Origin of the sequence: Pseudomonas sp. CFBP 8772, assembly GCF_014841665.1 — a bacterium.
GTDB classification, from domain to species: Bacteria; Pseudomonadota; Gammaproteobacteria; order Pseudomonadales; family Pseudomonadaceae; genus Aquipseudomonas; species Aquipseudomonas graminis_B.
This window is the reverse complement of record NZ_JACYUI010000003.1, coordinates 442,015-461,571: the sequence shown is the minus strand read 5'-3', so window position 1 is coordinate 461,571 and position 19,557 is coordinate 442,015. Positions and strand designations below refer to the sequence as shown.

The following is a 19,557-nucleotide window of genomic DNA, read 5'->3' as shown; positions in this document are numbered from 1 at the left end:
ACGTTCATTGATAGACAAGGAAGGTCCAGGTGAGCATCAATCTCGACCAGGCATTGCAGACATTCATCGTCGAGGCCCACGAACTGTTGCAGGTCATGGAGCAATCCCTCCTGCAACTGGAAACCGAGCCCGCCGACCAGGATGCCATCGGCGCGATTTTTCGTGCCGCCCACACCATCAAGGGGTCCGCCGGCCTGTTCGGCCTGAACCCGGTCGTCAGCTTCACGCACATTGTCGAGGACGTACTCGACCGACTGCGCGACGGCAGTGTGGCAGTCGACTCCCGGCTGATCGCGGTGCTGCTCAAGTGCGGCGACCATATGCTGGAGCTGATCAACGTCGTCGCCAGTCGTGGCGAGACGCTCCAGCCGGCAGCCCTGGAGCGTGAAGCGGCGTTGCGCGAGGCGTTGAGCACCTATCAGGCGTCGCACCATACCCCCGACACCGGCGCGCAACACACAGAAGCCGGCGCTGCTGACCGTGCAGGCGCGCCGGCCGAGGTGCTCTGGCATATCTCCCTGCGCTTCGGTGTGCACGTATTTCGCAATGGCATGGACCCGCTCTCGTTCCTGCGCTACCTGGAAACCCTGGGTCAGATAGCCCAGGTCACGACCCTCACTGACAGCATTCCGGCACTGGACAGCTGGGACCCGGAAAGCTGCTACCTGGGTTTCGAGATCGATTTGCGCTCGACGGCCAGCCACGCCACCCTCAATGAAGTCTTCGACTTCGTGCGGGACGACTGTGACGTGCGCATCGATGCCATCGACGAAGCGCCCCACAGCGCTGTGGCCATCGGCAGCGAGCTGGTTGCTCAGGCCGAGCAGGGCCCACTGACCGCTTCGGTGCAGCGTCTGCCGGCGGCCAGTGAGCCGAAAACCCGGGACGGCAACTACGTGCGCGTCAACGCGGACAAGCTGGACGAACTGATCAACCTGGTCGGCGAACTGGTGATAGCGAGCGCCGGCGCCAGCTTGTTGGCCCGTTCCTGCAACAACGACCCGCTGCAGGAAGCGACGTCGACGGTCTCGGGACTGGTGGAGGAAATCCTCGACGGCGCACTGCACCTGCGCATGATTCCCATCGGCGACACGTTTAACCGCTTCCGCCGCGTGGTGCGGGACATCAGCCAAGAGCTGGGCAAGGACATCGAGCTGACCATCAGCGGTGCAGAAACCGAACTGGACAAGACCGTCGTTGAGAAGATCGGCGACCCGTTGATGCACCTGCTGCGCAACGCCATGGACCACGGTATCGAAAGCGCCGATGCCCGGCGTGCTGCCGGTAAGGCGGGGAAGGGTCATCTGAGCCTCAACGCCTACCACGACTCGGGCAGCATCGTCATCGAAATCGCCGACGATGGCAACGGACTCAACCGCGAACGGATCCTGGAGAAGGCTCAAGAGCGCGGCCTGGTGGCGAGCGGTGCGGTGCTCTCCGATCAGGAGATCTACAACCTGATCTTCGAACCGGGTTTCTCTACCGCTGAGGCGGTGACCAACCTGTCGGGCCGTGGCGTCGGCATGGACGTGGTCAAGCGCAACATCACGCTGCTGCGCGGCACCGTCGATCTGGACAGTCACCCGGGGCAGGGCACCGTGGTGCGTATTCGCTTGCCGCTGACCCTGGCGATCATCAATGGGTTTCTGGTCGGGATCGATGCCTCCACCTACGTGATTCCGCTGGACATGGTTCAGGAGTGCATCGAACTGGACGAACACCAGCGCCAGTCAAGCCGTGACAAGGGCTACCTGGACCTGCGAGGCGAGGTGTTGCCGCTGGTGGACCTGCGCGAGCACTTCAGCCACGAAGGCAGCGCCGGCCGACGCCAGAATGTGGTGGTGGTGCGCTACGCCGAGCACAAGGCCGGGCTGGTCGTCGACGACCTGCTGGGTGAGTTCCAGACCGTGATCAAACCGTTGGGCAAGTTGTTTGGCGCACTGCGCGGCATCAGCGGCTCGACCATATTGGGCAGTGGCGCGGTGGCCCTGATCCTCGACGTACCGGCACTGCTCAATCAAATCGTACAACTGGAAGCCCGCACGACCCAGGCGCCTTATTCGCCAACCGTCGTCGCCCGCTGACGTATTTGCAACACCCTGGAGGTTCCACGATGAAATGGTTCTACGATCTTAAAATTTCCACCAAGCTGATCAGCTCATTCCTGGTTGTCCTGGCCCTCACTGCGGCGATGGGCGTCTTCGCCATTCATCAGCTGGGGGCCGTCAACCAGGCGGCCCAGGACATCCGGGGTAACTGGATGCCTTCCATGCGTGCAGCGGCAGGCATGCGTTTTTTTGCCGCCAACTATCGCTTGAAAGAAAACCGCCACATCAGCACCGATGCCGCTGAAGAGAAGGCCCAGGCCGAGCGGGAAGCCACCGAGGCCCGTCAGCAGTTCGAAACGCGCATGGGCACCTATGAGAACTTGCTGTCGAACGACGAAGATCGTCAGCTTCTGGCAGCGGCGAAAAGCGCATGGGCTTCCTACCTGACCAGCAGCAATCAGGTGCTCGATCTCTCCCGGCAGAACCAGGAGGACCAGGCCCGCAGCCTGCTCAGGGGTGAGTCGAAGGTGCGTTTCGAAGACTTGACCAACCGCTTGCAGAAAATGGTCGAGCTCAATGACGCCGGCGCGACGGCTGCCGGTGACAAGGGCTCGGCGCTGTACGAAAGCGCCCGACTGGCGATCATCGCGGCGCTGGTCGCTGCCCTGTTGATCGGCCTGGGCCTGGCCGTGTTCATCGCGCGGATCATTTCGCGTCCGCTGAGACAAGCCGCCAGCGCCGCCGAGCAGTTGGCCGAAGGCAACCTCAGTGCACCTATCGCACCGGGCACGAAAGATGAAACCGGCATGGTGCTCAACGCCATGCGCAACATGGTCGGCAAGCTGGGACACATCATCGGCGAGGTGCGCAACGCCGCTGACAACCTGGCCAGCGCCTCCGAGCAGGTCAGCGCCACCGCGCAATCGATGAGCCAGGCCACCAGTGAACAGGCGGCCAGCGTCGAGGAAACCAGTGCCTCGATCGAGCAGATGAGCGCCAGCATCAACCAGAACACCGAGAACGCCAAAGTCACCGATGGCATGGCCAGCAAAGCCGCCAAGGAAGCCACCGAGGGCGGCGACTCGGTCCAGCAAACCGTCGTGGCGATGAAGAAAATCGCCCAGCGCATCAGCATCATTGATGACATCGCTTACCAGACCAACCTGCTGGCCCTCAACGCCGCCATCGAGGCCGCTCGGGCCGGGGAGCATGGCAAGGGGTTCGCGGTGGTCGCAGCCGAAGTGCGCAAACTGGCCGAACGCAGCCAGGTCGCCGCCCAGGAAATCGGCGAGCTGTCTTCCAGCAGCGTGGACATGGCGGAGAAGGCCGGCAAGTTGCTTGGCGAAATGGTGCCGTCCATCAACAAGACCAGCGATCTGGTGCAGGAAATCAGCGCGGCATCCGAAGAGCAGGCCGCAGGCGTCGCGCAGATCAACACGGCGATGACCCAGCTCAACCAGGTGACCCAGCAGAATGCGTCGAGCAGCGAGGAGCTGGCCGCCACCGCCGAAGAAATGAGCAGCCAGGCCGAACAGCTGCAACAGGCCATGAGCTTCTTCGTGCTGGATTCAACCCCGCGGCCCGTCACTCAAGGCAGCAGCGCGGACAACCCCGGCAGCAAGCCAGGCCATCAGCCGCCACGGGTGAAACCGCAGCCGCCGCGCAAAGCGTTCGCGTACAGCATGGCCAGTGCCCCGGACGAATCGGAATTCACCCGCTTCTGATCACAAGCATCGATGCGGGACTACAGGGAGAACGACATGGGCGCAGTGACGACCACTCGGCAGACCGCAGTTGCGGTGGATGAGGACGCGCAGTACCTGACCTTCATGCTCGGCGGCGAGATGTTTGCCATCGGCATCTTGGGGATCAAGGAAATTATCGAATACGGCAGCCTGACCGTGGTGCCCATGATGCCCGCGTTTGTGCGCGGGGTGATCAATCTGCGCGGTGCGGTGGTGCCGGTGGTCGACCTGTCGGCGCGCTTCGGGCGAGCCAACTCGGCGATCACCCGGCGCTCCTGCGTCATCATCATTGAGGCGAGCACCGAGGAGGGGCAGGCGCAGGACATCGGTTTGCTGGTCGACACCGTGTCTGCGGTGCAAGAGATTCCGTCCTCACAGATCGAGCCGCCGCCCAGCTTCGGCGCGCGGATTCGGTCCGATTTCATCAGCGGCATGGCCAAGGTCGATGGCAAGTTCGTGATCGTGCTGGACGTGGACAACGTGCTGTCCATCGACGAGATGTCCAGCCTTGCCGAAGCCGGTCAGGCGCCGGCCCTTGATCTCGACCCGCGTTGAGGCCCGAACCTATGCCAGACAACGCGACCATCGATGATAGTGAGTTCGGTCAGTTCCAGAGCTGGCTGTACCGCGCGGCCGGCATCAACCTGTCACCCGCCAAGAAAGCGCTGGTGGCCGGGCGCCTGTTCAAGCGCCTCAAGCATTACGAGCTGCAGAGCTATGGCGAGTACTTCAAGCTGATCATGAAGGACGAGCGCAAGGGCGAGCTGCAGGTCGCCCTGGATTTGCTGACCACCAACGAGACCTATTTCTTTCGCGAGCCCAAGCACTTCGACTTCCTGCGTCAGCAGGTGCTGCCCAAGGCTGCGCCGGGCAAGGTGTTTCGGGTATGGAGCGCGGCCAGTTCCTCGGGCGAAGAACCCTACAGCCTGGCGATGACCCTGGCCGAGGGACTTGGAACCACGCCCTGGGAAGTCGTCGGCTCGGACATCAGTACCCAAGTGCTCGCTAAAGCGCGCAGCGGCCATTACGCCATGGGTCGCGCCGAGACGTTGCCCCAGCCGCTGCTGGTCAAGTACTGCCTGAAAGGCATCGGGCGCCAGGAGGGCACCTTCCTGGTGGACAAGGCATTGCGCAGCCGCGTCAATTTCGTCCAGGTCAACCTCAACGAAGCGCTGCCCGCCCTGGGTGAGTTCCAGGTGATCTTCTTGCGCAATGTGATGATTTATTTCGATCAGCCGACCAAGACCCAGGTCGTCGCACGCATGCTGCCGCTGCTTAAACCGGGCGGCTACTTGATCATCAGTCACTCGGAAAGCCTCAACGGTGTAAACGACACCCTGAAGCTGGTGGCGCCGTCGATTTATCGCAAGCCATGAAAATGCCCGTCGGCGCGGCCGAAGTGGTGTTGTCCCCGGGACAGGTCAGTTTCGCGACGCGGCCGACGCGCTTGCGCACACTGCTCGGTTCCTGCGTGGCGATCACGTTCTGGCACCCGCAACGGCTGATCGGCGGCATGTGTCACTTCATGCTGCCAGGACGCCTGCGTCACGATCAGCCGCTGGACGGCCGATATGGCGATGAGGCAATGGAATTGCTGCTTCGACACGTCCTTATCAACGGCACTCAGGTGCAGGATTACCAGGTCAAGCTGTTCGGCGGCGGCAGGATGTTTCCCGACCACCCGCGCGACCTGCGCACGGAGGACGTGGCCAGCCTGAATATTCGCGCGGCGCTGGCCCTGGCCGAGCGCTACCACCTGCACTTGACGGCTCAGGACATGGGCAGCACCGGTCACCGCACGATCATGTTCGACGTGTGGAACGGCAACGTCTGGGTTCGGCACCAACCAATGGGAACACTTCAACACGATGCCTACCAAAAAAATCAGCGTACTGCTGGTCGATGACTCGGCCGTGGTGCGTCAGGTGCTGATGGCCATTCTCAGCGACACGCCGGATATCCGCGTCATGGGCGCCGCGTCCGACCCGATTTTCGCCATGGACAAGCTCGCCCGGGAATGGCCCGACGTGATCGTGCTGGACGTGGAAATGCCACGGATGGACGGGATCACCTTTCTCAAGAAAATCATGAGCGAGCGACCTACGCCGGTGGTGATCTGTTCCTCGCTGACCCAGAAAGGCGCCGAAACCTCCTTGCAGGCCCTGTCGGCAGGCGCTGTTGAAATCATCACTAAGCCCACGACCGGGTTAAAGAATTTCCTGATTGAATCGGCGGCAGAATTGGTGGCGGCGATACGCGCTGCGGCCAACTCCAATGTCAGAAACCTGGGAAAGCGCAGTGCCAGCCCGGCGCCGTTGCCAGCCCCGGCCGGGAAGTTGACTGCGGACGCCATCTTGCCTGCCGCCAGTGGCCACGCCATGGCGCAGACCACTGAACGCATCGTCGCGATCGGCACTTCCACGGGCGGAACCCAGGCGCTGGAAGCAGTGCTCAAGGCATTGCCAAGGGTGTGCCCGGGCATTGTGATCGTGCAGCACATGCCCGAGAAGTTCACCGCCTCCTTTGCCGAGCGCCTCAACAGCATCTGTGCGATCGAGGTACGCGAGGCGCGCAACAACGACCGCATCCTGCCCGGACTGGCCCTGATCGCCCCCGGTGGCAAGCACCTGATGGTCACCCGCAGTGGTGCTTACTATCACGCCCAGGTGATCGACGGACCCCAGGTCAACCGGCATCGGCCGTCTGTGGATGTGCTGTTTCGGTCGGTGGCCAAGTTCGCCGGCAAGAACGCCACCGGGATTATCATGACCGGCATGGGCGACGACGGCGCGCGCGGCCTCAAGGAGATGCTCGACGCCGGCGCCGCCACCGTGGCCCAGGATGAGGCGAGCTGCGTGGTCTTCGGCATGCCCAAAGAGGCCATCAAGCTCAACGCCGCCCAGCGGATCATGCCGCTGGAGCATATTCATCAGGCGATCCTCAACGGTTAGCCTGGCCGCCGAGTTTCAGAATCTGAACGGGCAATGACCGATCACGATCGCTCTTTCATGGGCAAACGCTTGACCGAGTAAGCCCGTTTTTCATCCTCGGAGTTGTAGTAGACGTTCTGTGTCGTGCTGAGGCTGTTGTGGCGCAGATCGACCTGCAGATCCTTCATGTCGCGGTGCGGCGCATCGAAGGTCGCCGAGGTGTGGCGCAGCCAGTGCAAGGACGCCGCGCGCAGGCGGCCGACGTCTTCATCCGGCCAGTGCTCGGCCTGCATGCGCTGCAGCGCGCGATCAAACACTTCCTGCAGCAGCACGCGGATATGCCGGTCCGACAAACCAGCGCGCCCGCGTTGGGTGGCAATCAGCGGCGTGCTTTCACGGAAGCCGGGCAGGGGGGACAGACCTTGGTGCAGTCGCCAGCGCTTGAGGTAGTTCTCGACGTAGTCGTCCCGCACGCTGATCTTGCCGGCTTTATTGCCTTTGCCCACCACGTGGTACCACCAGTTGCCGGCGCTGTCCTTGCGCAGATCGCCCATGGTCGGTTTCCAGTTGTCACGGCCCACCAGATCGGACACCCGCAGGTACATGGCAAAAATCGTCGCCACGATAAACAGCGTGCGCTCGTACTTGGTGTCTTCGGCGGCCAGCAGCTCAGCGGTCTCCAGCACGAAATCCCACTGCAGGGAGGTCAGGATGCGCGTGTCCTGGTTATCGGTGTTGCGCTCTTTGTATTTGCTCTTTTGTTTTACCGCGCGAAACGGGTTCTGCTCGCAAAAACCTTCATCGATCGCGTGCTGAAAAAAGCTGCCGCACACCGCGAAGATCTGCGCGATAGAACCTTGGGCCAGCCGGTACGTGTCCTGAAGGGCGGGACGGTTTTCTTCTTCAGCGCGCTTGCGTTCTTCCTTGGCGACGGTCTGGCTGAATGGCCGCCAATCGGGGTTGAGCACGTAGGTGTCCGTCGCGGTTTTCTTGCGCGCACCCAGGCGAGTGAAGCGGGATTTCACCACCGGACCGACCCAGGCGGGGTCAGGCGCCAGGCAGAACTCCATGAAGCTTTCGGCCTGGGTGCGGCGCATGGCGAGGAGGGGCGTTCTGGATTTGAGCATCGTCCAGAGCAGCAGTCGTTCGACGTGAGTGCGGTAGGAATTGAACGTGGATTCGTTGCCGGCGTAGGACTTGAGAAAGCTGCGCACGGCGCGGTAGCCTTCGATGGCCTGGGTTTCTGCGGGGAACTGCTCGAGATAATCCCGGATCGCCGGAAGCTCTTCCTTTAAGGAGCTGAAATTAAGCTCGCCGAACTTGGCATAAGTTTCGAACAGCGGATGAGGTGACGAGGGCGCGGGCATTTGAATTCGCTGACTGGAAATGCGGAAGATGGCGGCATAATCCAGCAGGATGCGTGCAGATGCAATATCCGGGTCTGACAGTTATCGGATATTGCATTTGTGGGTTGGGGTGTGTTAGCGGGGTTGCCTGGAGCGACTTGGCTTATTGGGGCTGATTTACGCCTTCTTAGCGCAATCTGGTGGTGTATTCGTATGTTGATCGGTGATTTTGCGCTTTTTGGGTGAGTTTTGGGCTCCAGGAGTGGTGATTTCGCGGGCTGATCAGGCGCTACTGCGGGGCATTGCTGCTCTGCAGGCCCTGTCTTATGGGCTTTCGAGGTAGGTCAGGCGTTCGCGGACCTTGATAATCCCCGTTGGTGAGCTGGCCGATACGCAGTTTGGCTGACTGTCCACAAGGCTTGCACGGGTATCGGATCGGCACGGGTTAATCTGCGGGTCGAGTTCGAAGCTTGGCATTAAGCAGTCGCTGTTCATACTGCGGGTGGTCAGGCAGATGTCGGTGGACGGCGTTGCCATAGGTTTTGCGACCTCTTGGGCGCTGCGCCTGTGGTGCTTGATCGGCGGCGCTTGTTGCTGGTGCCGGCCAGATGCTGACGTGCGCTCGGTGTGAAGCCTGACGGCGATTGGGTTGTTTGATGTCTGTGTGATTGATCCGCTGAACGCTGCAGTGGGTTGGGCGCTGCGTTGGGGTTAAGCGGTGATCGCGATTGTTGAATCGTCGGGCTTACGTGAACGGCAAGCTATCAGCCGTGGGTGGCGAGCGGTAACTGATGATGCGTGGTTAACGTCGAGGGCAAGCGTTGGTATCGGGATCAGACTGGGTGCCTTGGAACCTGGAGCAGGAAGCGGAGAATCGCCACGCTCGATTCTCTGACACCACCCCCAGCGGAGTAATGCCTTGTTACGCATAATGTATATTATGTTAAATTATGAAACACTTTACCTCATGCATCCGCGCAGCCGCCTATTGACAGCTGGTGTCACCTGTACCTGAAAACCGGGATTTGCCTTGAATTACCAGAATCCACCCAAATCAAGGCCTTGCATTCCCTTCCTTCGCACTTTTCGAGCTTTCAGGGGCTCCAGCGTCCAAATCCTGCAGAATTGAAAACCAGAATCCAAATCTCTCCAGCCCGCCAGTTCTGTCACTGCGTTCACGCCGACAACAACCACTCTAGTAGACCGCCGAACGTTCGCCACACGTGCATATCCAGTCTACGCTTCTCGTCATGGAACGGCTGACCGCTTGGCGCCTCAACTTGCCTGGATGATTCGCACACACCTAGGCTCAGACTCGCATGCGCCACAGTCATCGACCGTAACACCCGCGTCGTCGCCAATACGGACGCTGACAACGTGAGTCCAGACAAGCGCCGCCCGAACAACACCAAGCGCCCCCTAATCCGATCAGGACGGGTTTTACATGGCTGAGCAGCAACCGCCATATCCTCTGTTCCCACCTCTAAGCCTGCTCAATGACCAGGCACGATCTGCGCTTCCAATCAATTTGGAGGTGCTGCAACGCTTGGAGGCAACACCCGAGCACCTGCATGCCTTGGCAACATGGCGAACCGGGGTAGATTTCCTCGTGCGAGAGTCGGCAAAGCCCGGATTCGAAGAGCGTCACTACAAGAAACTGTGCCCGATTCTCGAGTCCATGATGCATTGGAGCTGGACAGTCCGCGACAAGCCTCTGCATGACTGGAACAGTGCCGATGCCAAGTCGTTCATGACTTTCATCATGCGACCCCCGATTACTTGGGTAACCACCCCTGGGTGCAGTCGTTATTCCAAGAAAACCAAGCAAAACTTTGCGAACAAGTCGATCGACCCCACATGGCGTCCAATCATCCGCCCGACGCTCACAGGCGATGACCTTGGGCTGAGCTCAAAGCATCACCGCAACTGGTACATGACGCATGGGCGCGAGTACTTCGACTTCCTAGCGCGTCCCGCGAATTCCGCAGCTCCAGCCCCAACCACCGCAGCATATACCGCTGATACAACTACCGATGCCACGTTCCAGCAACAGGATAAATCCAAAAATCCATTCCAGGACATGGCGCCCAAAGACTACGAATTCCGCGTCGAGAAACCTCAGGCTGTGTTCTCGCCGACCCAGCTCAGTGATTTTCTGGATATTGCTGAATCGCTTGCAAGCTACAACGAGAAATGGGAGCCGCTCTTATTCCTTACTGCCTTGGCAGTCTACTCGGACATTCCTATGCGGGCTGTCGCGGCGACGCAGACCATCAAGCCCACCTTTTCCTATTTCAAACCGCAGGCTCCGGATTCTCCCGACGCGATTCAGGCCCGTCCTAGAACCGATTTTGCCAAGAATTACTCCAAGTCCCACCGCGTCTCCTCCAAAGGCCCGGGTCTGTTCGAGAGCCCGCTTTACTTAAGCCGGGGTTTCGCACTGGCTCCCCGATTTGAGGGCTATTTTCAACGCTATGCTCACTTTAGGCATATAAAGGAACCCGCCGTGAGCTTTCAGAGCTTCCTCTTTCCGCAAGAGAATGGCCTGGATGCTTATGGCTACGGTAGCCTCATCGAGATTTTCAGCGAGTTTTGCGCAAGCATTTTGTCAACGCTCAGGTCTAGGCCCAAAGCAACACTCGCCAACTGGAAAGGCTCGGACAAGCTCGATCCTGAGGCGTCGCTGACATTCAATGAGCTGCGAGCATCAGCCAAGCGCGCGGGCATGATTCCCGAGTCAACCGCCTCAGGTGTTGCAGATGAGGATCCGAGTGTTTGGCCAGATATTGGTATCCGGCGAGCCTTGTCCCGCCGAATTGTGTTCAATTTCGCTGACTGATAAAAGCTTGATCCGCCCTCCTCCTTTGGCCTGTTTTTACCCTTAGGACGCTGCTGCCACCGGACAACCAGAAGCACAGATAATTGGTCAAGGGCGTGGCTCTACGAGCTCGGCTGTCGTGAATCGAGCCTCCCGCGAAGCGGTAGTCTCGACCCTGCGGGCTTCCATCCTCACGCCTGCGCGCTCCGCTTGCCAGAGTTTGCTAGGAAGTGGTCATAGAACGGATCGCACTACGAAGGCCTGGGCTCTAAACCAACCCCTCGAGGGCGGTACGACCAGCGCGCACACTGCATTGAGCGTGCGCAACTGTGCCCCAGCTAGGCTCCTCGAACGGCCGCCATAAGCAGAATGTCGGCGGCGACGTTCCTAACGGGAGAACGGTGTAGCCGCCACCCGGATAACTGCACGCCAGGTAGATCAGCGCAACCCACATCCCATCTGCTTCAGCTCCTCAAGGTGGCCTTCACGCTCCATCAATACAGAGACCTGATCATGGAATTTTACCGAAACGTCCGGAAGTATTTTGCCCTTGGAGTCCTTTTACTGCCCATCAGCCTTTCGGGGTGTGTTTCTCAGCACGACTTCACGGGAGTCTCCGTCGCAGAACGTTCTCAGCAAATTGGTCAATCACGTCAGTTAAGCACTCTAGACGGTCGCTTCCTCGACGTTGTGCCTTACTATGAAAAAGACGGGCACATCGCGACATCGGGGTACATCGCAGACATGCTGGGTCTGGAGGGAAAAAGGATAGGAAGCCTGTCTTGCTACAGTCAGGCGCCTGATGATCTGGCACTTCGTTACTCAGCCCCTGCCGTTGGCATCTGGGGTTTGCCGGATTACACCGGTTATAGGCACGACATAGTGAATAGCCTGCATTCACTGCATGGCGGCGATGCTCAGGCCGTCGCCATTCGAAGAAAAAAGCTTGAGGCGCTCGTGCATCAATCATTCACCTCTGGGCAGCCTGATTGGCAGACTGGGTTTCTAATTCATGCTCTGGGTGATAGCTATGCTCATGTCTACTCGAAAAATGGGCAGCTTCACGCTTACGGCGAGTTCGTAGGCCATGCTTTCGAAAATACTCGATGGGGTGAGAGGCCGGATTCAATATTCGTTAACGGCCACGCAGAAATCTATATGAGCTACGTCTCTGCTCTGTTTCGAGCACTCAGCCCAGCAGGAGGCGCGGATCAAGAGAGAACGGATCTGCTTGATGCGTTCAACTTGAGGATTCGTACGCAAGCTGCTCAACGAGAGCGCGCGGACAAAACCGCCATCTTTGCTATGCCGAGCCGACCTGACAGTTACGTCGACATAGAGCACAGCGATGCTAACTGCAAGGCAGCCTACAACGAGCTAAACGACAAGGATGTTCGAGTCTTCCTGAGGGCCCTCACAGCGACGCTCGACTCACAAGATGGTTGATCGCCCTACTCGCGCGAGCGTCGCACTGTGGAAGCTGATTGGGACAGCCTGACAGGTGTCGAGCGCGAAGGCAGATATTTTCAGTATGTTGCAGCGACGCTTGCTCCATAGGCATCATGAAATAAAACAACAATTATAAAGGCAGTACCCATGAGCTTCCCAACCGCAACAGTTTTCGCCTTCATTCCACCGCAGTCTCAAGACTTGGATTCTGCGCCATACGGTAAGAAACTGGATAGCCAAGGAGAATCCATCTTCCAGGCGATCGGGATCTCCTATTCGATCCTGGACAGGATGATTGCCCACGATGCCAGCTGTGCGAATGCAGCGACGGAATTCTTCGTGACAGTGCTTCAGTTGAGGCATACTGGACACCGAGTGACAGCACGATGGTGCTAAGGGGCCGACATTCGATTATACCCGGCCATCACCGAGGGTCATGCACCGCCAGCGTATCGCACATCCGCTCTACCCTAATCGTTGGATTCAAAAGCACAGCCTGGTGATAACACTCGATGGCCTCGTGGGCCTGACCAAGCGCTTCGGGCTGCCGATCAATGCGGAGTCGGCTATGAAGTGCGAGATGATGAGTAAGAGCAACACGAACAGAATTCACCAACTGATGCGGCTCCAAGCATATGAGCCAACCGCCCTCCTCTAGAGGGACTCTGAAGCCCCGTTTAGCTCAAGGCTTTAGCCCACTGCCTGCACTGCTAGCTTCGACTCGAGCTCGGTTGGCTTCTATGGCTTTCAACGCTGCCGTCCCCCCTCTCTTGGTGAGGTCAATACCGATAACCTTGATGTCCTCTACGTTGGGGAATTTCGGAGCAATAGTCAGCCAGTACTCTTGCAGTGCTGTGACTAGACCCTCAAACCGTTGTCGGCCCTTGTTAGGTGTCGCCCAGGTGGCCTGGGCACCATTGCTCACGAGCAAAAAAATGCCGCAGCTTGAGCTGATGTCGCGCAGATAGTCCCCACAAAGCTGGTTCTCGAACCGCTCGAAGTGCTCTGTACCACTCCAGTTTTGCGACAGCTTCAGCTCAACAGGTACCGGTGCATAAACCTGACTGTTTTCGAACCGATAATCAGGGCAGTTCAGCATGGCGCTGGCTGTGGAAGCTCTGAGGCGGGAGTGACTCGAACAGGCGCAGCGATTCTGTCCTTTTTGATTCCGCAGATGCGCCAGCGATGCGTGATACCTCAAAGAGAATATCCGCCCAGGCAAATCTGTCCTGCGGTAGGGGCAGATCATCGATCACGTGGGCAGGCATCGCTGTCACCAGCCTGCTTAGGAATTCCGGGGCTTCCCGGGAGAGGAATCTGGATACAGAAGACATCGTCTGAAGAGCCTGGGAGATGCCCAGCTCTGCAGCTTCAACGAGCATCGTTGTGATGAGAGACTCAAGCGGCATGATCAAGTCAGACCGGCGCAACCAGGTAGCCAACTCAACCGCTGCAAAAAATACTGAATGTGAGACCAGTTCACTGGCTCCTGCAGCAGTCAAAATCTTCTTGGCGATATCGGCCGCGCGCTCCTGATCAGCAACATCACCTCTTTTGAGAAGGCGCATGATCTGGATTTCAGTTTCCGGCAGAGGATGAGGCCCAGCCCTCACTACATCGAAAATGGCCAGTGCTTCAGTAACGCGGTTCAGCCGAACCAGCGCTTTTGCCTTGTGATGCTGGATTTCGGATTGTTGCTTGAGGGTCAGCCCTTTCGCCATGGCCAGCCTGTCAAAGACCTCGAACCGCTGATCAAGCATCTGCTGCGCATGGCTCAGCGAAGTGTTCTTATCGTGAAGATAGAGCTTCTCGACAGTTTCGATCAAGGCCATCGTGGCTATGGGTGACGGTTGCTTGGCGCCGTTACTGAGTAGTTCTGCATCTACCAACGGATCACCCAATAGTTCTGGTCGCACCTTCGAAGGTGCCCATACAGAGAGCATGGTGTAGATGAAAGCAGGTCGGCAGTCGCCTCCCTCAACCAGTCGCTCGATCTTGGCGCTGAGGCTGAGTGCTGCTGACCAAAACGCAAGATCGGTGCGAAGTGCCGCCGCACTCATGTAGTCGTCGAACTTATTGGTGATCAGGTCTCGATTGGACTGTGTCCACCACTGTTGACCTGAGAGGCTTGCATACACAATATCGTGCAGCCTCAGAAGCCCCGGTCGGCTCGGAGCAGTGAGGCCATACTTACGTAATGTCCTCACCAGCGCGGGAGATGAAAGTGCCATCACAAGCTTGGCGTCCACTTGTGAAGCGCCTGCCCACTCAAAGATCGCAAGCCCCTGTTCAGAGGCACTCCGTAGCCGACCTAGAAGCCGTTCTGCCAAGGCAAGACCATCGGATTCGAGCGCGCCAGGCATTTGGCAGTCCTGCTCGATCTCGTCCCAGGTCGTACCTTCGCGAACCGCTGCGTTGAGCAGGCTGATGGTAAGAGGATGTCCTCCTACTGACTGCCATATCTTGTCCCATGTCCGTGAGGGACATCCTGTCACGTCGCGGCTAAACAATTGGTGCGCATTGGATTTGGACATCAGCGGTATTTCGTGTGCATCGGCTGTAACCGCCCTGCGTGTCAACAGCACGCGGGAATCGGGGCCGCACAATGGTGAAAGGGATTTTGGATCAAGCGCATCGTTTGCATCATCTATGATCACCAAGCATGGACGGCTTTTGAGTAGGCCAGCCACGTTGCGCGCTTCTCCCATTCGTGTGATTGACACAGCATGGAGATCCTCAACCTTTCTGATATCGCCTCCCGAAAGCCAAAGCACGGTCTGGTATTGGTGCCTGTTACGGTAAGCATAAGCGGCGGCGGCATCGGATTTACCACTGCCTCCCAAGCCAGCTAAAACCACACACTTGCACGCAACAAAGAGGCCATCTAGCAAGCCGTCAACCTCTGGCCTGAGGATGCGCAGTGGGTCTGGCTGAGGCACCAGAGCCTGCGCGGCCTCTTCTTCGGAGAGCCTCGCTAGAGACGGAAGGTAATGACTTAGCTTGAGTACGGCCTCCTCATTGTCCAGGGCGTGATCGATGATCACAGCGGCGATCTCGCCCGCACCAAGTACCTTGAGGGAGCGGCCGGCCATCTCAGGCCAGCCCAGCACACTGATTTCAAAAGACTGCGAGATTTGAGGTGCTTTGTTGGCGCCAGCGAGCAAGTAGATTTCTCTAGCATGTGGTGCTTTGCTCAATGCATGGCGCACGTCCGACTGAGCTTTGACCATGGGCGGCGAGAAGTACTTTTCGAGCGCGGAGTACTCAGCAGCTTGTAAGCCATCTGGTGATACTCCATCAACCACGCCTGCAACGGGGAAGCCTCTGGGATTGATTCCTTGAGTGTTGACCGGCACATTCAATGCCAATGTCAGCACTAGCCCCCCGAAAGCCTCGAAGGATTGGCCTATCGCGCCAATTTCACTGGCTAGCCTGCTGACATAATGAGCGCGCTTGTAGGGATCCATCTTACCCATCTTCCTCAAAAATCACCCAGAGCGGGCGTGCAGAGCACTGACACAACACTTCAGCGCGAGTCATCACGGTTGGCGAGGTCAGCCTAGAGCGTTCCAGCCTCCAATGATGAGATGCTATCCGGCCCATCAAAAGAACACTAGGCGTGATCACCCTAGCGCCACCTCTAGCTGTTTTCGAGTCGCAGTGAGTTTTTCCATCATGATCAGCATCAGCAGACGATAGTCTGGCGAGGCGCGACCAATTTCCCGAAGAACCTGATTGCCTTGCTGTGTGCGAACAGCGGCTTCAAAAGGCAGACTCAACCGTCCTGCGCCTCGCTCTCTATCCTACTGTCACGCCACCGGAAGCAAATTCTGTCATCCTCGTCCATTACCCAGAGCCCAGACCAAATAGCTAGCCAGAATTGGGCCCTCACAAAGGTTGGCAGGGCCATGAGCCGTCCCAGCGCCTGCAATACAGGGCGAATACTCAATTTCCGTTCTGAGGAAGCGCAGGGTGTGTAAACGCGGTACGCAGGTAGGCCAAACCTGAATCGCCAATAAAGCGCGATCTCGCTCTTGGCAAATTTGATCGCATTGCAATTCCAGCGATTTCCCCAGCGAAGTCTCCACTCATCGCTCAGGAGCCAGCTCTGGGTCATGCAAGACGTTACGGAGTCCTGGGCAGGTAATTCAGCACCAGTTGATCGCTGGATGACACACTGCCGCAGCTGGATCTCCTCTACCGAAAATGCAATGCCATACTCCTCGCCGCCCACGAATGCCTGGACGGGGACATTCGTGAGGTTCCAGACGATTGGGCGAGTGTCCACATCGCATACCGATACTTTCTCCTGATATCGAATGCCTGCCCCAATTGCTTCGAAATACAAGTCAACTTTCGCAAGGCTTTCTCCAGTTGCGCGCAGCGCCAAACGCGAGATCCGTGGCTCTGGATCTGTAGGCAGTGCAAGGCGCACCGAATACTCCAAGTGCTTGCCCAAGGGATCCCATCGCGCCCCTAGCCGGTGGCGAATAGCCCATTTTTCATGTGACGCAGCATAGGTTTTGTACAGCAAGGCTTTGGTAACTCGCTGCCAAATCCACTCTGCAGCCTTGACGACGAGGTTGAACGGAACTGGGATATCCAAGCTTATCTCCTGGTTTCACTGCTTACGGTCGATGTCGTGTGCAGTCGATCGTCGGGGCGTGCTGCTGCAGTCACCGCATCGGCATGACAGCTGATACGGTGCGCACGAATTTCCGCGCATAGATCGGCAATGGTGGGTATCGGATCAACTAACTGGTGCGCATCAAGCTACAGGCCTAAGTCGATAGCAAAGTGCTGATCGCGCATTTCTTCTGAAGCCTGGCCATCATCGAGAAGACGGCGACGCAAGCTATGAACCAGATGTAATCGCAGGGATTGGCGAATTTCAATGCCAGGGTTGAGCACGTGAAAGCGGCTAGCCCGGCCTCGAATCAACGCTTTGTGCAGCGCCTCCAGTCCCTCGATACCGAGGTCTTGCGTATAAAGGCGCGATGGCGACTCAAGCCCCGGGGCTCTTTTGTAGCTCGAAAGGGCTGAGTCCAGTATGTGTTCCAGATCAGCACCATAGTGCTCAGTAGCCCGCGCCCACACAGCCATTTCCAAGCATGTATCCAACTACTGCCCTTCCCTAACCGTCACCCGCGAGATTTCGCCTGAAAGGAAGTCGCGGTAAATACTTATACCGGCGATCGCTGAAGCGAGCACCTGGAGGGTTTAGATGTTTATTGAGTTTGACCTCAACCGCAACGATTTTGATGCTTTGATGCGGCATTGCCAAACGTACAGGCCGGAAACCGGGGATGCCCGTGAAGATCAACGCTTGTTCGATGCGCTTGAAGCGCTGTTGGAAGCCATGCGGGGGTCAGATCAGTCCCCTGACAGCTGAAGCTAAGAGCCCTGCCCTCCGAGATCCATGGCGTGCACTTGATGCGCAGATGTCTATGTGGGCGCCAGCTGGGATATCGAGACGTGGAGGGATTATGTACGCTGAGCAGATATCAGATCTGCCGAGAAATCGTGTGTCTTCAAAATGAGCCTGCAGGGAGGCAATTTGGCCAAGCTCGACTTTAATTTCAGTGTTCAAATGTGGGCCCTCAGCGAGTCCATCTCTGTCATGCGAATGCTCGCAGAGCAGGCAGAAAAAAATGTAGCGCTTGCACTCAAGGAAGCCGACGATTCGATAAAGGAGCATGAGCACGAAGAAGAAACGTACGATCAGTACGGTGAAAGCTACATGCGGCAACGGACGTTCTACTCATGCGGCTCTTCTATCGGTTATGACCATGAAGAAGTGCTATCGACGCACAAGTTTGTGATCACCCAACTCACGCGACGCTCAGCATTTCTTACGATGTTTGGGTTGTTCGAACACCGTATGAGTCAATGCCTAGAGTTTATGCTTGAACTCACTGGGTTTGAGGGGGAGCTCAAGGGTATGGGGCCACTAGAAAAGGCCCACTCTATGCTCAAAAAAGTCATTGGTGGCAAAGACATCACAGACCTGGATCATCTTACTGTTATCAGGAACGTAATGGCTCACAGCGACGGCACTGCTAAGGGCTACAGGGAGATAAGCACGCGCATTGGTAAAAAGAGCCCTTCGGAAAAAAGGGTATTGTCAGCTATTCGAAGAACTGAGGGGGTGTCGGTCAACTTTATTGACGACTTCCTGATGGACGAACGTTTTTTGGAGTATGCCGTCGCCGATTTTAAAAGGTACGTTGGAGAAATGGAGGCGGCGGTGCAGCGATATCATGCAGAATATGGGAGTGAATCAAGTAAATCCGGCGCTAGGGGTTGCTGAGAAGGATAAAAGAGCATTGGTTTGTCAGAAGGTTCATTTAGTACTTCTCGAACCTGTCGAGTGCACCAGAAGAATGAATGATGCCATCGATCGCAGGGCGCGCCTCGACCTCAGTCTGAGGTCTTCATGGTCACGCCCTGATCCGACTTACGCTACGAATGATCTGATGCGAAACGCGAGAAGCGCTACTGCTACTACACTTGCACATTGAGACCAAAAAGGCTCGAGCCAGGCGTAGGTATCCTCGTCAAGCCAAACGCTGAACGCAGGCATGAGTGCGATCCAGGAGAGCCCCAGGCACACTGGCCAGCTGTAGCTGAGGCCGACGCCCAGTAGCCCTTGGCCGAGGCAGTATCCTAAGAACCAGGCCAGACCCACCCTCCCCACGACAGCGCCGGTCGTGGCGATGTCTGGATGTACCTGGGCAGCCAAGGTGACCACGGCACAGAAACACAAAACCACGGCCAAAAAGATCAAGATCCCGGCAGACGAGCTGCTGCTGTAACTTCCACGCATTGTTGTACCTCACTGATGAACGGTGATGTATCAATGCCCTTAAGCTGTTTTGATTTCAACTCAACTTCGTGCACTTTCTCAATGGTGTCCTGAAACCGGTTGATGTCGGTGCCTTGCAGGGCAGCCGCCCTACCCTCTGTCTCTAAAGCCCCCTGCCCGGCACTGGCCGTCTGAAGGCGTGTCATGGATCGGGCGCCGGTTCAGTGCGGCGGTCAGACCTGCGCGCCGACATGCAGTCGGTTAAATGCTCGTTAAAACGCTGACGACTGCGCTTTTCCGTTACAGTCGGAGCAGTTTTGCTGCGCCGCGTGCGTACGGATACCAAGATGCGGGGGAACAGCTCGCCTCCTTATTTCAATCGCTTTGCTCCGGCCGAGCACCAGCTCGTTGGTGAT

General features: G+C 57.8%; 17 protein-coding genes. 10 read left to right on the top strand and 7 right to left on the bottom strand.

Translation table 11 applies throughout. The features are described 5' to 3' along the window. Window positions 1-29: 29 nt before the first annotated feature. From IFT99_RS08870 to IFT99_RS08845, 6 genes are read left to right on the top strand one after another with little or no spacing between them, the layout of a single operon-like run. A complete protein-coding gene (locus tag IFT99_RS08870; protein WP_192131673.1) occupies window positions 30-2,084 on the top strand; it encodes a chemotaxis protein CheW in 2,055 nt (684 codons plus the stop codon). A gap of 29 nt (window positions 2,085-2,113) precedes the next feature. Then, a complete protein-coding gene (locus tag IFT99_RS08865; RefSeq protein ID WP_192131672.1) occupies window positions 2,114-3,772 on the top strand; it encodes a methyl-accepting chemotaxis protein in 1,659 nt (552 codons plus the stop codon). 36 nt (window positions 3,773-3,808) lie between these two features. Further along, entirely contained in the window at window positions 3,809-4,348 is a 540-nt protein-coding gene (locus IFT99_RS08860; RefSeq protein ID WP_065990844.1) for a chemotaxis protein CheW, read from the top strand. Between the two features lie 11 nt (window positions 4,349-4,359). Next, the gene (locus tag IFT99_RS08855; RefSeq protein WP_192131670.1) at window positions 4,360-5,169 is read left to right on the top strand and encodes a CheR family methyltransferase; all 810 of its coding nucleotides are present in this window, start codon (window positions 4,360-4,362) and stop codon (window positions 5,167-5,169) included. After that, complete coding sequence (cheD, locus tag IFT99_RS08850; protein WP_192131668.1) at window positions 5,166-5,699, top strand: chemoreceptor glutamine deamidase CheD; 534 nt, start codon at window positions 5,166-5,168, stop codon at window positions 5,697-5,699. The genes IFT99_RS08855 and cheD overlap by 4 nt, the downstream gene beginning before the upstream one ends. Continuing rightward, window positions 5,662-6,744, top strand: a complete 1,083-nt coding sequence (locus IFT99_RS08845) for a protein-glutamate methylesterase/protein-glutamine glutaminase (RefSeq protein ID WP_192131666.1) — start codon at window positions 5,662-5,664, stop codon at window positions 6,742-6,744. Before cheD ends, IFT99_RS08845 begins: the two co-directional genes overlap by 38 nt. Before the next feature lie 41 nt (window positions 6,745-6,785). On the opposite strand, the gene IFT99_RS08840 is transcribed toward IFT99_RS08845, so the two are convergent. Continuing rightward, on the bottom strand, window positions 6,786-8,090 hold the full coding sequence (locus IFT99_RS08840; RefSeq protein WP_192131664.1) for a tyrosine-type recombinase/integrase: 1,305 nt from the start codon (window positions 8,088-8,090) through the stop codon (window positions 6,786-6,788). Window positions 8,091-9,513: 1,423 nt separating this feature from the next. On the opposite strand from IFT99_RS08840, the gene IFT99_RS08835 reads away from it, so the two are divergent. Together IFT99_RS08835 and IFT99_RS08830 are read left to right on the top strand one after the other, a co-directional pair. Beyond that, window positions 9,514-10,908, top strand: coding sequence for a hypothetical protein (locus IFT99_RS08835; protein ID WP_192131662.1), 1,395 nt, complete (start codon window positions 9,514-9,516; stop codon window positions 10,906-10,908). 492 nt (window positions 10,909-11,400) lie between these two features. Continuing rightward, window positions 11,401-12,333, top strand: coding sequence for a hypothetical protein (locus IFT99_RS08830; RefSeq protein WP_192131660.1), 933 nt, complete (start codon window positions 11,401-11,403; stop codon window positions 12,331-12,333). Window positions 12,334-13,018: 685 nt separating this feature from the next. Here IFT99_RS08830 and IFT99_RS08825 read toward each other — a convergent pair. The 5 genes from IFT99_RS08825 to IFT99_RS08805 form a co-directional block, all read right to left on the bottom strand. After that, a complete protein-coding gene (locus tag IFT99_RS08825; protein WP_244656933.1) occupies window positions 13,019-13,435 on the bottom strand; it encodes a hypothetical protein in 417 nt (138 codons plus the stop codon). Then, window positions 13,419-15,812 (bottom strand): hypothetical protein, encoded by a 2,394-nt coding sequence (locus IFT99_RS08820; protein WP_192131658.1) that lies wholly within the window; start codon window positions 15,810-15,812, stop codon window positions 13,419-13,421. The genes IFT99_RS08825 and IFT99_RS08820 overlap by 17 nt, the downstream gene beginning before the upstream one ends. Window positions 15,813-15,959: 147 nt before the next feature. Then, complete coding sequence (locus IFT99_RS08815) at window positions 15,960-16,115, bottom strand: hypothetical protein (RefSeq protein WP_192131656.1); 156 nt, start codon at window positions 16,113-16,115, stop codon at window positions 15,960-15,962. Continuing rightward, window positions 16,112-16,942: a hypothetical protein gene (locus IFT99_RS08810; RefSeq protein WP_192131654.1), complete on the bottom strand. Its 831-nt coding sequence runs from the start codon at window positions 16,940-16,942 to the stop codon at window positions 16,112-16,114. Before IFT99_RS08810 ends, IFT99_RS08815 begins: the two co-directional genes overlap by 4 nt. Before the next feature lie 167 nt (window positions 16,943-17,109). Beyond that, window positions 17,110-17,445, bottom strand: coding sequence for a hypothetical protein (locus IFT99_RS08805; RefSeq protein ID WP_192131653.1), 336 nt, complete (start codon window positions 17,443-17,445; stop codon window positions 17,110-17,112). A 115-nt stretch (window positions 17,446-17,560) separates the two neighbouring features. Between IFT99_RS08805 and IFT99_RS08800 the strand changes: the two genes are divergently transcribed. Then, a complete protein-coding gene (locus IFT99_RS08800; RefSeq protein WP_192131651.1) occupies window positions 17,561-17,728 on the top strand; it encodes a hypothetical protein in 168 nt (55 codons plus the stop codon). A 165-nt stretch (window positions 17,729-17,893) separates the two neighbouring features. Further along, window positions 17,894-18,646 carry a hypothetical protein gene (locus IFT99_RS08795; protein WP_192131649.1) on the top strand — a complete coding sequence of 251 codons (753 nt, stop codon included), beginning with the start codon at window positions 17,894-17,896 and terminating at the stop codon, window positions 18,644-18,646. Between the two features lie 473 nt (window positions 18,647-19,119). On the opposite strand, the gene IFT99_RS08790 is transcribed toward IFT99_RS08795, so the two are convergent. Next, a complete protein-coding gene (locus IFT99_RS08790; RefSeq protein WP_192131647.1) occupies window positions 19,120-19,347 on the bottom strand; it encodes a hypothetical protein in 228 nt (75 codons plus the stop codon). Between the last annotated feature and the right edge of the window lie 210 nt (window positions 19,348-19,557).

What these genes read in the sequence shown, in the direction of transcription:
- cheD (WP_192131668.1), top strand. Translation starts at nt 5,166, where the DNA reads ATGAAAATGCCCGTCGGCGCGGCCGAAGTGGTGTTGTCCCCGGGACAG.
- IFT99_RS08855 (WP_192131670.1), top strand. Translation starts at nt 4,360, where the DNA reads ATGCCAGACAACGCGACCATCGATGATAGTGAGTTCGGTCAGTTCCAG.
- IFT99_RS08800 (WP_192131651.1), top strand. Translation starts at nt 17,561, where the DNA reads ATGTTTATTGAGTTTGACCTCAACCGCAACGATTTTGATGCTTTGATG.
- IFT99_RS08845 (WP_192131666.1), top strand. Translation starts at nt 5,662, where the DNA reads ATGCCTACCAAAAAAATCAGCGTACTGCTGGTCGATGACTCGGCCGTG.
- IFT99_RS08835 (WP_192131662.1), top strand. Translation starts at nt 9,514, where the DNA reads ATGGCTGAGCAGCAACCGCCATATCCTCTGTTCCCACCTCTAAGCCTG.
- IFT99_RS08840 (WP_192131664.1), bottom strand. Translation starts at nt 8,090, where the DNA reads ATGCCCGCGCCCTCGTCACCTCATCCGCTGTTCGAAACTTATGCCAAG.
- IFT99_RS08865 (WP_192131672.1), top strand. Translation starts at nt 2,114, where the DNA reads ATGAAATGGTTCTACGATCTTAAAATTTCCACCAAGCTGATCAGCTCA.
- IFT99_RS08820 (WP_192131658.1), bottom strand. Translation starts at nt 15,812, where the DNA reads ATGGGTAAGATGGATCCCTACAAGCGCGCTCATTATGTCAGCAGGCTA.
- IFT99_RS08860 (WP_065990844.1), top strand. Translation starts at nt 3,809, where the DNA reads ATGGGCGCAGTGACGACCACTCGGCAGACCGCAGTTGCGGTGGATGAG.
- IFT99_RS08790 (WP_192131647.1), bottom strand. Translation starts at nt 19,347, where the DNA reads ATGACACGCCTTCAGACGGCCAGTGCCGGGCAGGGGGCTTTAGAGACA.
- IFT99_RS08830 (WP_192131660.1), top strand. Translation starts at nt 11,401, where the DNA reads ATGGAATTTTACCGAAACGTCCGGAAGTATTTTGCCCTTGGAGTCCTT.
- IFT99_RS08825 (WP_244656933.1), bottom strand. Translation starts at nt 13,435, where the DNA reads ATGCTGAACTGCCCTGATTATCGGTTCGAAAACAGTCAGGTTTATGCA.